General features: G+C 42.5%; 15 protein-coding genes and 1 pseudogene. 1 reads left to right on the top strand and 15 read right to left on the bottom strand.

Annotation, left to right across the window (positions count from 1 at the left end):
• Positions 1-14 precede the first annotated feature (14 nt).
• From OCV19_RS04880 to OCV19_RS04815, 14 genes are all read right to left on the bottom strand, one after another.
• Positions 15-599: a DJ-1/PfpI family protein gene (locus OCV19_RS04880; RefSeq protein WP_065676503.1), complete on the bottom strand. Its 585-nt coding sequence runs from the start codon at positions 597-599 to the stop codon at positions 15-17.
• Between the two features lie 10 nt (positions 600-609).
• Entirely contained in the window at positions 610-909 is a 300-nt protein-coding gene (locus tag OCV19_RS04875; RefSeq protein ID WP_065676504.1) for a BMC domain-containing protein, read from the bottom strand.
• 42 nt (positions 910-951) lie between these two features.
• Positions 952-2,550, bottom strand: a complete 1,599-nt coding sequence (locus OCV19_RS04870; RefSeq protein ID WP_065676505.1) for an aldehyde dehydrogenase family protein — start codon at positions 2,548-2,550, stop codon at positions 952-954.
• 44 nt (positions 2,551-2,594) lie between these two features.
• Entirely contained in the window at positions 2,595-3,383 is a 789-nt protein-coding gene (gene pduB, locus OCV19_RS04865) for a propanediol utilization microcompartment protein PduB (protein ID WP_065676506.1), read from the bottom strand.
• 21 nt (positions 3,384-3,404) lie between these two features.
• Entirely contained in the window at positions 3,405-3,686 is a 282-nt protein-coding gene (gene grpH, locus OCV19_RS04860) for a propanediol utilization system shell hexameric protein GrpH (protein ID WP_065676507.1), read from the bottom strand.
• A 386-nt stretch (positions 3,687-4,072) separates the two neighbouring features.
• Positions 4,073-4,621, bottom strand: coding sequence for a BMC domain-containing protein (locus OCV19_RS04855; RefSeq protein WP_065676508.1), 549 nt, complete (start codon positions 4,619-4,621; stop codon positions 4,073-4,075).
• Entirely contained in the window at positions 4,621-5,988 is a 1,368-nt protein-coding gene (locus OCV19_RS04850; RefSeq protein ID WP_065676509.1) for a 4Fe-4S dicluster domain-containing protein, read from the bottom strand. The genes OCV19_RS04855 and OCV19_RS04850 overlap by 1 nt, the downstream gene beginning before the upstream one ends.
• Before the next feature lie 47 nt (positions 5,989-6,035).
• Positions 6,036-7,226: a propionate kinase gene (gene tdcD, locus OCV19_RS04845; RefSeq protein ID WP_065676510.1), complete on the bottom strand. Its 1,191-nt coding sequence runs from the start codon at positions 7,224-7,226 to the stop codon at positions 6,036-6,038.
• Positions 7,227-7,289: 63 nt separating this feature from the next.
• Positions 7,290-7,712 (bottom strand): GlcG/HbpS family heme-binding protein, encoded by a 423-nt coding sequence (locus OCV19_RS04840; protein ID WP_065676511.1) that lies wholly within the window; start codon positions 7,710-7,712, stop codon positions 7,290-7,292.
• A gap of 22 nt (positions 7,713-7,734) precedes the next feature.
• Positions 7,735-7,998, bottom strand: a complete 264-nt coding sequence (locus OCV19_RS04835; RefSeq protein ID WP_065676512.1) for a EutN/CcmL family microcompartment protein — start codon at positions 7,996-7,998, stop codon at positions 7,735-7,737.
• A gap of 11 nt (positions 7,999-8,009) precedes the next feature.
• Positions 8,010-8,705 carry an HFCD family protein gene (locus tag OCV19_RS04830; RefSeq protein ID WP_065676513.1) on the bottom strand — a complete coding sequence of 232 codons (696 nt, stop codon included), beginning with the start codon at positions 8,703-8,705 and terminating at the stop codon, positions 8,010-8,012.
• Positions 8,706-8,712: 7 nt separating this feature from the next.
• Positions 8,713-9,534 (bottom strand): ethanolamine utilization protein EutJ, encoded by an 822-nt coding sequence (eutJ, locus tag OCV19_RS04825; RefSeq protein WP_065676514.1) that lies wholly within the window; start codon positions 9,532-9,534, stop codon positions 8,713-8,715.
• Positions 9,535-9,537: 3 nt separating this feature from the next.
• The gene (pduL, locus tag OCV19_RS04820; protein WP_065676515.1) at positions 9,538-10,227 is read right to left on the bottom strand and encodes a phosphate propanoyltransferase; all 690 of its coding nucleotides are present in this window, start codon (positions 10,225-10,227) and stop codon (positions 9,538-9,540) included.
• 124 nt (positions 10,228-10,351) lie between these two features.
• Complete coding sequence (locus OCV19_RS04815) at positions 10,352-11,470, bottom strand: 1-propanol dehydrogenase PduQ (protein ID WP_065676516.1); 1,119 nt, start codon at positions 11,468-11,470, stop codon at positions 10,352-10,354.
• 306 nt (positions 11,471-11,776) lie between these two features.
• Between OCV19_RS04815 and OCV19_RS04810 the strand changes: the two genes are divergently transcribed.
• Positions 11,777-12,589 carry an MIP/aquaporin family protein gene (locus tag OCV19_RS04810; protein ID WP_065676517.1) on the top strand — a complete coding sequence of 271 codons (813 nt, stop codon included), beginning with the start codon at positions 11,777-11,779 and terminating at the stop codon, positions 12,587-12,589.
• A gap of 804 nt (positions 12,590-13,393) precedes the next feature.
• On the opposite strand, the pseudogene OCV19_RS04805 reads toward OCV19_RS04810, so the two are convergent.
• Positions 13,394-13,663: pseudogene (locus OCV19_RS04805) on the bottom strand (BMC domain-containing protein); the annotation flags it as partial.
• Positions 13,664-13,693 lie beyond the last annotated feature (30 nt).

Below are 13,693 nucleotides of genomic sequence, written 5' to 3'. Positions count from 1 at the left end.
CAACGGCATTAACATCATGTATCTCGACACATAATGTTAATGCCTAATAAATGAATAAAATTGCGCAATATTGAAGGATGTGCTTTCCAAGTTGGAGCGGTCACTAACAGGTGATCTACGACAGACTCGTCATCATCCACATCGACCCAGTACCCACCAGCAATTTCGACTTCCGGCTTTACCGCTGAATAACCGGTTAGCCTTCGATTTTTCACCAAATTCGCTGCCGTTATAATCTGAATACCGTGACAAATCGCTGCGAGCGGTACGTTACGGTTCATCGCATAATGCACAATATGGAGCACTGATGGTTCTAGACGAAGATATTCTGATGACCGCCCTCCTGATAGGTAAATACCACAGTATTCATCCAATCGAATTTGACTAAATGATGCTGTTAACGTGAAGTTATGTCCGAGTTTTTCTGTATAAGTTTGATCACCTTCAAAATCATGGATAGCGGTTTTAATGCTCTCTCCTTTTGATTTACCAGGGCAAACAACATCAACTGCAAAGCCGAGCATGGTTAATGCCTGATACGGGACCATGACTTCATAGTCTTCAGTAAAATCTCCAACCAACAGCAATATTTTTCTCATATTCAATCCATTAAAAACTGTTCAAGTCATCTTCAATAGTGCGTATCACTTCATTCACTGCTGATACGTCTCCAAAGATGGCAAGCGCGGTGACATGCTGGGGACAAGAACCTGTAATTTCAGTCACCGCCACATCAGCACGCTTACTTGCTAAATCTGCACAGAAATAAAGATCAGGAATCGGCAACATCACTATTCCAATTGCATCAATGCGAATCAAACCCAAGCGCTGACGAAATTCCGAGGGTACACGGCGTTTAAGCATCGTCAGCGTATCTGAACTTGGTGCGTTTATTATGCGTTTTTTCATATATTTATTGCCTATCCCTTAACTCCATTAATGTTTAAACCGTTACCGAATGTTCAATGCTTCGACCATGACACATCGACGGTAGCGAGCAAAAGAGCGTGCAGAGGTGATCCCCTCGCCCGTTGGACCTGCGATAGTAAAGGTTGTGTGACCTTCACCACCCACACCAATTCCTGAGTACGATGGACCGTTTTTCACAAAAATTGTGGTTTGGATTAAACGCGCCATTTTGGTCAGTTTTTCAACATTAGTTGAGTGCATAATGGCAGTGTGACGGTTGCCATGTTCAACCTTAATTGCCAAGTCTATCGCTTCATCTACGTTTTCTACACGAACGACAGGAAGAATAGGCATCATCAACTCATGAACAACAAATGGGTGATTTCTTTCTGTTTCGAGCAAAATGACTTTCACGTCATCGCCAACTTGGATATCTAGCTTTTTAAGGATATGACGAGCACCTTTACCCACAAAATCGGTATTAGGACCGGTACCCTTTTCATTCAAAACTAGTGATTGAAGTTGTTGAATCTTCTGTCTGTCACACAATAAATAGGCGCCACTTTTCTTCATGCAATGAATCAAGTAGTCAGCAACTTCATTGACAACAATGACTTCTTTCTCAGCTATACACGGCAAGTTATTATCGAAAGCACAACCGTTAATAATGTCTTTTGCTGCTTTCTCGATATTTGCGGTTTCATCTACAACAGCAGGCGGATTACCAGCACCAGCGCCGATGGCTTTTTTACCTGTTGACATCACTGTTTTCACAATCGAAGGACCACCCGTAGCGACAAGCATATTCACTCGAGGGTCATTCATCATTACATTAGTGTTATCGATCGAAGGCTCAAGCACAGTCACGACCAAGTTTGCAGGCGCACCGAGCTCAGCCAGTTTTTTGTTGATCATATCAACGGTAACCAGTGAGACATTCCGTGAACGAGGGTGGGGGCTAAACACAACCGTATTTCCCGCCGCCAACATACCAATACTGTTGTTAATAATGGTTTCTGTCGGGTTAGTCGTCGGTGTGATCGAACCAATAACACCGTAAGCAGAAAATTCAGTTAAAGATAAGCCAGAATCGCCGCTAAGTGCCGACGTAGCCAGATCTTCCGTACCTGGAGTTTTCACTGCTGCGATACGGTTTTTGGTCAGCTTATCTTCAAAGTTTCCCATCCCCGTCTCTTCAACTGTCATACGAGAAATTTTTTCAAGCACATCTTCTTGAGTGAAAACATCTCGAATACCTTGTACAAACGAAGCGCGATCACCCATTGTACAATGACGGTATTGGACTTGAGCCTGTGACGTTGCACTGATCGCCTCTTCCATCGACGCAAAACAACCTAAGTATTGTGTCGATCCTTGCGCAACATTTTGGCTAGGAACGCTTTGAGGTTGCACCTGTTTCTCGGTTAATATTTGAGAAACAATGCTCTCAACATTGCTGCTTAGAGCTGACTCAAATTTCGGTGCTTGTTGCTTTACCGAATTGGCAGTTAAAGCCTGAGAAACAATACTCTCTAAGTTTTCACCTGAAATTGAAGCAACCTGTTTTGCGTTTGACGCTGTCGCATTTGTGTATTTGCTCAATACTTTTTCAACGGCTTGAGCAATGTCTTGTTCATTCATTCTTCATACTCCTTACAACATCCCATTCAATTTAAATTTAAAATTTAGATGTATGGGGTTGTCGCAGACTGAAGAGGAACCGAATCCATTGACCCCAAGAGCTGAAGACCAACATCACGAGCGGTTAGCACAGCTTGGCGCACAGCACCTGAATCACCTGCGAAAGTAAAGATGACTTCATTACTAAAACAAGTACCTTTAGCTGGAGACGAGTAATCAACTGGGTCAATCACTGCAGATTTTGCTGCCGCATCAGCGATGACAACACCAATAGCCGCAGGAGAGGCACAAGTGATACCGAATGATTTCCCAATTGGTGCACCAAACGCCTTGTTAAGCGCTGAGCTAGCACGAGCTGTGTATTGGAATTCCAAGTGACCTGCTGCATTGCCATACACATCACCAAAAGTTCGGTTGATCTCTGATAGCGTCACTTCAACTGCGCGACGTACATCCGAAACATCATCAGCACCAAATATGATGAGACAACCATGGCCACCGCCACCTTCCGTATCACGAGCAAGCTCGACTGCAATCACTTCACTGTTGGTTGCCTTAACCGCTTCATCAGCAGCAAAGATATGCGGTCCAGCTCCGGTACGAGCACCGATAATCCCGATTGAACGGTACTTCTTATCAATGTTCATCACTTCATGCAGTTGGTTATCAACACTTGCTATAACTAGACCAATAGTACGGCCAAGATCACTAGTACCAACAAATTCAGTCAGACCAACGCTTGCGGCATTTATTGCCGGTACCTTTTGTTGAGGTTCTGACTGTTGCGTGTTCATGACCTCAGAAATAATCTGTTCCACAAAATTATCTTTCATCGTCAATTTCCTTCCGTTCTATTACTCAACTGTTTTTGGCAAGATTTTTTCAACTTCAGTATGAGGGCGAGGAATAACGTGTACAGAAACAAGTTCACCAACTTTGCTAGCCGCTGAAGAACCAGCATCAGTTGCCGCTTTTACAGCACCAACATCGCCACGAACCATCACTGTAATTAGACCTGAGCCAATTTTTTCGTAACCGACCAATGTTACGTTTGCAGATTTAACCATGGTGTCTGCTGCTTCAATTGCAGAAACCAAACCTTTTGTTTCAACCATACCTAGAGCTTCTTGTTGCATAACTACCTCGATAATTTAAATGTTTAGTCTTCTGGCAAAGTAGCCTTACGAAAGGCTGTAGGCTCTGCCCTATTTATTAATCCATTTCATAATAAAAGTATGGAGACAAAATGTTTTGCTCCAAGTGAGGATTCTTTTGCTGACAAAAGTGGTGACAAACAAGAATTTACAGCGATACAAATCACACTAAATTTCAAGTAAATAGGAGACGCTCTGAAGCATGTTGGTATGCGGAAAATTTGGGTGGGGGATAAGTAAAAAAACAGGACAACTTTGCCCTGTCGAAGAGTAAAAAATCAATGATAAGGACAAATATTATCTGGGTTTCAATGGCATAAAAACTATGCCTTCGAAGATAATATACGGGTGAGTCGCCTTGTTTAAAGTCAAATAAGATGCTGCCACATGTCTGGATGTGGTTTGGCAACCACCATGCTATGAACCAACAATCCTTTCTCACCCGCACTTTTACAGCCAACTTTGACCGCGTTTTTTACGTCACCAATATCACCATTGACGACAAAATAACACTTGCCGCCAATTCCAAACGCCATGTGGACACGCACTAGAGTTACGTTTGCCGCTTTCATTGCCGCGTTAGCAGCCTCAATACAAGCAGCCACACTAAAGGTTTCAACTACCCCAACCGAACCTTTAGCTTCTACCGGTGAAACACCTGAAATGGCCGGTAGAATATTAGAATCAATCTTAGGCAAAAGAATGCTATCGATCTTTAGATGCCCAGCGATCATCTCACCATGCTCTAGCGCTTGTTTGACTGCAGAAACATCTCCAGTGATCATGACAATATATTTACCAGGACAAATTGTTTTCGAACTTAACACTTCCACACTAGCGCTTTTTAGCATGCTGTCGGTGACTTCAACGCCTTTTGCAATACTGCTTAATTCAAGCAAACCAATGGTATCTTTCATTATCTACCTCTTTGAATCGTAATATATTGAGCGTCAATTTCACTCACCGTACCGTTACAGCTCGCATGCACGCCTAAACTCAACGCATTTGCTTTCGCTTCGGTTAGCTTTTGCCCCAGTGTCACTCTATCGCCGGCTTGTACAATCGGCTCGCCTGGCGCTCCAATATGTTGACTAATCGCCACTTTAACTTGCCGATACGGCAAATCAAATGGTTGCATTAGTGCCTCTTGATAATACGGCGTTAGGTTGAGCCGAGAGACCAAACGTGCGGTTGGAACTAAACGGTATTCCGCCATGGGATCGGCGTCTTTTAGCTCGCCACAATATTGCGCACCTTGCGCGCGTAATTGTTTCTTCAAAATTTTGTTAACACGCATCGGAGAAATATTGACTGGGCAAGCATAACTTTCACATAAGCTACACTCTGAACATGTTAATGCTGACAAGAATGTGGATGGTTGCGCTAGATCTTTATAATTGGTGGCTCGGATCACTTGGCTTGGTGCGAGTTCGTGTCCAATTAGGTGACGCGGACACAGTTCCGTACACAATGAACATTGCTCACAAACTGTTTTCGCCATATTTAGGATCTGTTGATCGCTTTTCAGACGACGTTGAATAATGATGTGATCACGAGGCAATACCAATAATGCGCCTGTCGTTTTGGTGACACATTGATTCAAATCTTCAACCAATGCCCCCATCATCGGTCCACCGTTAATCACAGCAAACTCACTCTCAGTAACGCCACCTGCATAATCGAGAAGTTCTTGGAAAGTGACGCCAATAGGAACGGTGATGGTCATGGGGTTATTCACACAACCATTAATGGTTAAAGTACGATCGAAAACACCTTGCTCATGCTCAACTGCATGACAAACATTGATCAGTGTTTGCACATTATTCACAATGACACCAACGGTTATAGGCAATTGAGCCGGAGCAACACGGCGTCCCGTTGCCAGCCAAATGGTGATGACTTCATCCCCTGCTGGATAAACATCTCGTAAAATATGAATGCGCATGTTAGCGGCAAGCAATGGCGTTAGCGCATCAATCGCTTTTTGGTATTTAGCTTTTAGTGCGATAACACCTTCTTTCGCTCCGGTGGCTTTCATCGCATACGTTAGACCACGAATGAGTTCAGCTGATTTCTCCGCCATTAACTGTTGGTCGACTTTAAGCATAGGTTCACATTCAGCTGCGTTAACCAAGAAAATTTCAGCCTCAGATTGAAGCTTTACATACGTAGGAAAACCAGCACCACCTGCGCCAACCACGCCAGCCTGTTTCACTCTTTCAACAATGGTATTTTTATCCAATTGAGTAAGATGCGATTTAATAACACATTCTGGGTTTTTCATAGTATTGCCTCTACCTAATTACAAATTGTTTAGCGCTATAGCTACGATTAGGCTAGTGCCGCAGCATCTTGGGCAATCACCTTTTCTTCATTCGTTGGCAACACAACAATCGCTGGTGAGTTTACTGTAGAAACAACGCCCCACTCTCCTCCTTTCGTCGTTGCATTTTTTTCCTTATCGAGTTTAAAGCCAAATACCGCCAATTTTTGTATGACAAGCTCTCGAATTAACACCGAATTTTCCCCAATACCTCCGGTGAATACCAACGCATCAATACGATCTAATGAAGCAAGGTGACCACCAATATGGCGGGCTAAGCGATGCACCAAAACATCAATAGCAAGCGCTGCGCGTTTATTGCCCTTAGATCGAGCCTGCTCTAGTTCACGGCAATCGCTCGAAAGCCCAGAAACACCTAACAAACCTGATTGGCTGTTGCTCAAGCTGTAAACAGAATCCAACGACTGCTTGGTACTATTGGCGATATACACGGCAGCACCGAAGTCCAAATCACCACAGCGTGTTCCCATCACTAGCCCTTCGAGCGGAGTCATACCCATCGATGTATCCACACTGACGCCATCTTTCACTGCACAAACCGATGAGCCATTACCAAGGTGCGCTACAATTATGCCGTGATTATATTTATCCAGATCTAAACGCTTCACCGTTTCTATCGCTACGAATCGATGTGACGTACCATGAAAGCCATATCGACGTACTTTATGTTCATCGCGTAATTCTAACGGAATCGCATAGGTATAAGCTTCTTCAGACATGGTTTGGTGGAATGCAGTATCAAATACCGCGACGTTCGGTATAGTCGGCAACAACGTCATTGCGGTTTCAATTCCGACAAGATTGGCAGGATTGTGCAAAGGAGCCAGATCAGATAACTGTTCTATTTTCGCTATGATTTCTTCAGTCACCAATACAGAATCACTGAACTCACTGCCACCATGCGCCACGCGGTGTCCTATCGCACACAAAGAGTCCATTAGTTGTAATGTCGACATAGTGGCAAACAGTTTTTTTAATGCTTCGGCATGTGTGCCTTCCGCCAGTTCGAAAACAGATTTTTTGCCTTGTGAGTCTTTTATAGAAATAAAAGCGTCTGATAGTCCTAACTTCTCTGCCACACCCGATAAAACTGGTTCATTTTCTCCTATTGGTAAAACAGAGAATTTCATAGATGATGAACCACAGTTAATAACTAAAACACGTGTTTCTGACGACATAATTACCTCAAAAAGTAAATACTAAATAAGATTGGGGGTTATACATGATCGAATTTCTGCGTATCAACGGGTGAACAGTGAAATGGATGCCTGTGCAATAGCACAATCTTGTTCGACGGTTCCACCGCTTATGCCAATAGCCCCCAATAGTTGACCGCTTTCCCATATCGGTAGGCCACCACCAATACAACAAACGTTTGGCGCATGTTGTAATCCATAGAGGCTTTGACCAGGCAATACCTTTTCGGTCAAATCCAATGTTGGCATTTTCAATGCAACCGCTGTCCATGCCTTTTGTCTTGCTAACTCATGGCTAACCAATAACGCTTGGTCCATGACAAAAAAATAACGTTGAGATCCGGCGTGATCGACAAAACTAAACACAATATCAATCCCAACGTTTTCCGCCGCTTTTTGGGCAAAATCGCCGAGTTCAATAATTGCCTGTAAACTTAAAGTTATGTGCGATCTACTAGTTACGTTCATATTCAACGCCTTATGTGAATGTTTACGATTCTAACGAGTCAACAATTCCGACGATTGCCGCATCCGTAACGGAGGCTGGGTGGCAACTACTTTTTCGAGCGGAGCTTCCCGTGGTGACAACAACGATGTCACTATTTCCTGCGCCAACACAGTCAATCGCAATCTCAGTATCACGGGTTAGTCGGTGCTCATTGTCTAATCGCGTCACCAACAGTAACTTATTGCCATTAAGCGATTCATGCTTGGTCGTGGATACAATCGCTCCGGTGACTTGTGCTAAATACATATAGACCCCTCTTAATTGATTCTTTCAATGCTGATACGTCGACGAACAATCTCTTCTTTAGCTGACGGCGTAATGATTGTATTTTTATCGATAGACAGCGACTGGTCCTCAGGCTGCAATTTGACATCAGCCAACGTAATCAGTGACTTGGGTTCAATATGTAATGCCTTGGGTTTAGTCATAAACCTGACCCCATAGTTTTCAACCTTATTAACATACGTTGATATCTGTTCGATTAACGGATTAGGTCCATGATCTAAAACCGTTTGATATTCATGACTAAGTGTCGCTGTGATCGATTTTCGATTGAGCAGTGCATGAAAGGCCCAACTGGTCGCTAGATTGTCACGAATACACAATGCTAACTTACTCAAACTATTGGTTGATATCGCAGGAAAAAAGACACCGTAATAATCGTCATGTAACTCACTAGGTAGGTAAGAATCGATCGAAAATTCAATATCGTCTTCTTGCTGCCAACGTAAAAACACCGATTTGATGATCGAGTGCTCTGCAGAATGAGAAAGCGTCACCGCGATACCAAACCCTGAGCGATATAACGCCTTAATACAGTTCAATGTATCGAGTAATGACTCCTGTTCGTGACCAGTCAAAATGACTCGAATCACTTTGGAAGGCTGCGATTTTCGCGCTAAAATATCGTCAACAACCTGACTGATCATCACTGTTAAATCTTTTGATTCCATAATGTGGTTACTCGCTTGCTTTCATTGCAATGCCTAACGGAGTAACAAGTAATGGCTCAGGTACAGCGAGCGATTCAACACCAGTCACTTTGGTAAAGACTTCTGCAAACTCACTAAAGCTAGATGCGCCACCAACCAACCACAACTGTTCTGCTGAATTGCTCTTTAACCACATTGAAACCAAACTAGCCATTTTTTCAACCACTGGACGAACAACGGAAAAAACTTGTTTTTCATGTTTTGCTTCTTTCTTCATTGACTCCGCTAGGTCGTATTCAAGATCCATTGCACCAGCTAACACCAGTGTCATGTGCGATCCACCGGTGGGTTCATCAGCACTAAACGTGACTTCCCCCTTGTCCAGTATGCTCATGCCCGTGGTGCCTCCACCGACATCGACAACCGCACCGCTTTGTAAATTTAATGCGCATGCAGCTGCAACTGGCTCATCAATCACATCCGTAACAATAAAACCCGCAGATTCAACAACATTAACAATGACTTTAACACTCCCTTCAGAAACACCTGGAGGAATGGCTGTGGCTGCTTTATCCAATGTACAGCAGAGACCCTCTTCAACTTTTTGTTTCAATGTGGAAACAACCTGAGTCGCGGTAATGTAGTCCACTACGACGCCATCTTTAACCACTTTTGAAGGAGAACTCGCACCTGCTACCGGATTGTTGTTCTTATCAACAACCACAATGGCTATATTCGCCGTACCTAGGTCCACTCCAACTTTAAAAGGGCCTTTTTTCTTCAGACACTTTTCATCTTTTACTAGTTTTGCGAGTTTTTTTAGTCGCTTGTATGACGCTGAATCTGACATGGCTTATCTCACTTGGTAAAGAGTCACGCTATCGTTATTTTTTAGATTAAAGGCATTCGCCTCTTCTACATCGATATGCATTTCCGTCACTGCGTCGCTATTCACTCGTACGACAACATTATGTAAAACCCCAGCGCGGTCACCTTGAGCTTCAACATCGATTTCCATGCCATCTTCAAGGCCAAATGACGCGGCATTTTGATGAGAGATATGGATATGCCTCCATGCGACGATCACGCCGTGATCTTTAATGACTCTGCCACGTGGACCGATGAGTTCAATGCTCGGAGAGTTTTCTAGGTCACCTGACATTCTTACGGGAGCTCTCACACCAAGAGAAAATCCGTCTGAAATCGAAATCTCGACCTGCGTTTCACTGCGTAGTGGGCCCAAAACACGTACATTTTGTAATTCACCTTTCGGACCTTTTAGCGTTATCACTTCTTCAGCGGCGTATTGACCCGGTTGTTTAACCGCTTTAAAACGCGTTAAGTCAGATCCAGCTCCAAACAAGGCATCCATATCTTCACGGCTTAAATGCACATGTCGATTAGATATTCCAACAGGAATCTTCAGTTTAGTACTGAAACCAGTCACTACATTGCTACTTGTAAAAGCAGTATTAGAGTGCCCAAATAACTCTTTCATTATCTGCTGTGTAATGAGCTCCGCGTTTTCCTTAATTGTGTCCATAATAGCTTTACCATTCTCTGAGGCGTTCTTATGACTATTATGATAATTTGTAATACGTCTTCATATTTGCCTTTGACTAGGATATTTTTGCTAACAAACTTTACCGGTGACAAAACGATCCAGATTAACCAATTATTTTTGTGAGCAGAGTATCAATGTCAATGGCTGACGGCTTTCTTGGGTTGGTTGTGGTACACCCGTCTGCCAATGTTGTCTCAACGATGACCTGCCTAGCAATTTCAATATCTTCACGTTTCTTACCCAATTCGGTTAGAGAAGCAGGGATCTGCAATTGCTTGTTTAAATGACGAATTTCGTCCGATAGCGCACTTGCTGCCTGTGATGGACAGTCAACATTAATATTCATCAGACACGCACATTTGTAATATTTATTCTGTATATCCACGCTGCAATTTTCACTATTAAAATCAATAATAAGTGGTAGTAACATAGCGTTAATTTTGCCATGAGATATATGCAAGATTCCACCTAACGCATGCGCCATACCGTGAACCAAACCTAAACCCGATGAGTTAAAGGCCATACCCGCCATGCACGATGCGTTGTGCATATGTTCACGAGGTTCAATCGCAAATTCGTTCTCGACGACAAGTGGTAAATGAGTGGCCACCAAATGAATCGCTTTCTCAGCAAGAGCGTCACTAAAGTCATTGGAATCTGTAGAAAGCACCGCTTCAATGGCATGAGTTAATACGTCCATTCCTGTATCAATGGCGATCATTCGAGGAACACTTAATACCAAATCTGGGTCTAAAAGGGCTGCATCCGGTAAAAGATCAGGAGAAACTAGGGGATACTTTTTACCACTCGACGCATCGGAAATAACCGCATATGAAGTGACTTCAGAACCAGACCCACTAGTAGTGGGAATGGCGATTAATTCAATTTTTTCTCCTTGATAGAGATCTTCTAGCGTAATTTTGATGCTCTTTGCTGCATCCAATGGAGATCCGCCACCTAAAGCTATAATCACATCCGGTTGAAATGATTTAAATTGCTGAACACCCGCTACAATTACCGCTGTGTTCGGATCTGGTTTTACATCACTAAACACTGAAACTGTCGCATAAGGCATTGCTTGAGTTAACAATTGAGTCTTACCAGAAGACACCATAAAAGCATCTGTCACGATAGCGACTTTTTTCGAATTTAAGCGTTCTAAAGAGCTGATAGCATTTGTTCCGAAGTATAAATCCGGCACAGAAAACACATGACTAGTCATTAAATTCTCACTTATTTTTTGGGTAAAATAATATCATTTTAATTTAACACCAATCGATATAGCGAAACTTATAATAACTTGCTTATAGTTAGTAAAATTTTGTTGCTCTAGTAAATATTGGACAAAATACCCCTCATTTATTTTTTTACACTCAATAAAAATAGATGACAATTTTTTCACTCAAAAAAAAGGAACTAGACAATATTTTACCTTTCGAACAAATATATACTAAATCAGTTAAACAACAAAAAAACAACTTTCATTAAACCCCTACTGCTTTTAACTAACAATAAATAAGGTTTTATTATGGATAAAAAACTAGCAGGCCAGTGTATTTCTGAGTTCTTTGGGACTGGTCTATTTATATTCTTTGGAACCAGCTGCTTATGTGCAAACATATTAGCTGGTGCAAACTTTGGGCTCTGGGAGATCGCCATTGTTTGGGGTTTAGGCATTGCATTGGCAGTGTACCTAACCGCCGGGACATCTGGTGCACACTTGAACCCTGCCGTCACAATCGGTTTATGCTTATTCGCTAATTTTGAAAAGAGAAAAGTACTGCCTTATGCGTTATCACAAATCGCTGGCGCATTTTTTGGTGCAACTGTCACTTACGTCCTTTACCATAACTTATTCACAGATTATGAATTGGCACAAAATATGGTGAGAGGTTCAAAAGAGAGCTTGGCATTGGCGGGAATATTTACAACTTTCCCCCATCCATCTATTACCGTTTTTCATGCTGCTATCGTGGAAGTTGTTCTTACAGCAACGCTAATGTCTTTGATTTTATCACTCACTGACGATGGTAACGGCGTGCCTAAAGGTGGCCTGGCCCCGCTTCTGATTGGTATTCTTGTTGCCGTTATTGGTGCAGCAGCCGCTCCATTAACAGGTTTTGCTATGAACCCTGCACGTGATTTCGGCCCTCGTTTATTCACCTTTTTTTGTGGTTGGGGCGAAATATCATTAACAGGCGCAAGAGATATCCCATACATGATCGTACCAATTGTTGCACCCATCATCGGGGCTTGTCTCGGTGGTGCAGGTTATCGATTTTTGATTGATAAACACGTGGCTAAACCAGAAGTCGTGAATAAAGCTCAAGACGTACAATAGTTGTTATTTTAACCATGCCTTGGTGGATTTATCATTCTCATTAGGGCATTATTCTCCTTCTTCCATTCCAGAATTAAAATCGAACATACCCTGCCATTTTTATTACATTATCTAATTACGGCTGGGGCAACTTGAATCGGTTTTTACTAATCTTAGGCGTTGAATTCTGGAATAAACAATCTTAATCGTTACCATACTATTAGACAATTTAGGTTAACTACTAGGTAGCAATAATAGAATAACCTTAACGTCAGTCTATTGCTAAAACATATAAAACTGTTCGTCCAAACGTAGTCTATCAAACTAAGCTTTTTGAACAATAATGAAAGGTTTTAAAACTAATAGACTACTAGGTGAAAGCTACTTTATAGATAAACAATTTTGCATTCATCGCTCTTCAATAAAAAAACCCCAATCACACAGAAATTCTATGCGTTTGAGGTGTAGTTATAGTGCGCACAACAACTAAAAGAATGAAAGCAATCCGAGTTGAACACAGGATGATGATTATATTTCGCTCGGGTATTATTTTTTCGGCTTAATCCACTGTTCCTTTTACTGTGGTTTTTTTGTTGCTGACGCTGCTACTTTGGCAGCAGTCTTTTTGTTTGCAGCAGCCCTTTTGTTTGCAGTAGGCGAAGCTGGTTTGTTTGCGGCAGATGCATTCTTTTTAGATGTCGCTTTATCTTCTTCGACTACAGCTTTTGGTATTTTTACTAGTGCATCTTCGTGTGAGGCACTAGCTTGTTCAGGTTTTTTTTGTTGAGGCTCTTGGACTGCATTTGACTTAACGTTGTCTCCGGCAATAATAGCCGCCTCCAAACCTTCGGCAGTTCGAGCGATCACTTTGTAAGCATAAACTTTACCAATGCGGGAAGCCGCAGCAACGCCGGCATCCACAGCCGCATTTACTGCACCTACATCCCCTACTAGTTTAACAGTATGCAAACCATTACCTTTCGCAGACTCATAACCCAGCAATTCAACGTTTGCTGATTTGATTGCCGCATCCGCAGCTTCAATTGCTGCCGCTAAACCTACTGTCTCTATTAAGCCTAAGCTTTGATCGGACATAGACATACTTTTCTCCTTAATATTAATTAG

This window comes from Vibrio celticus (assembly GCF_024347335.1).
GTDB classification, from domain to species: domain Bacteria; phylum Pseudomonadota; class Gammaproteobacteria; order Enterobacterales; family Vibrionaceae; genus Vibrio; species Vibrio celticus.
This window is presented reverse-complemented; position numbering and strand designations above follow the sequence as displayed.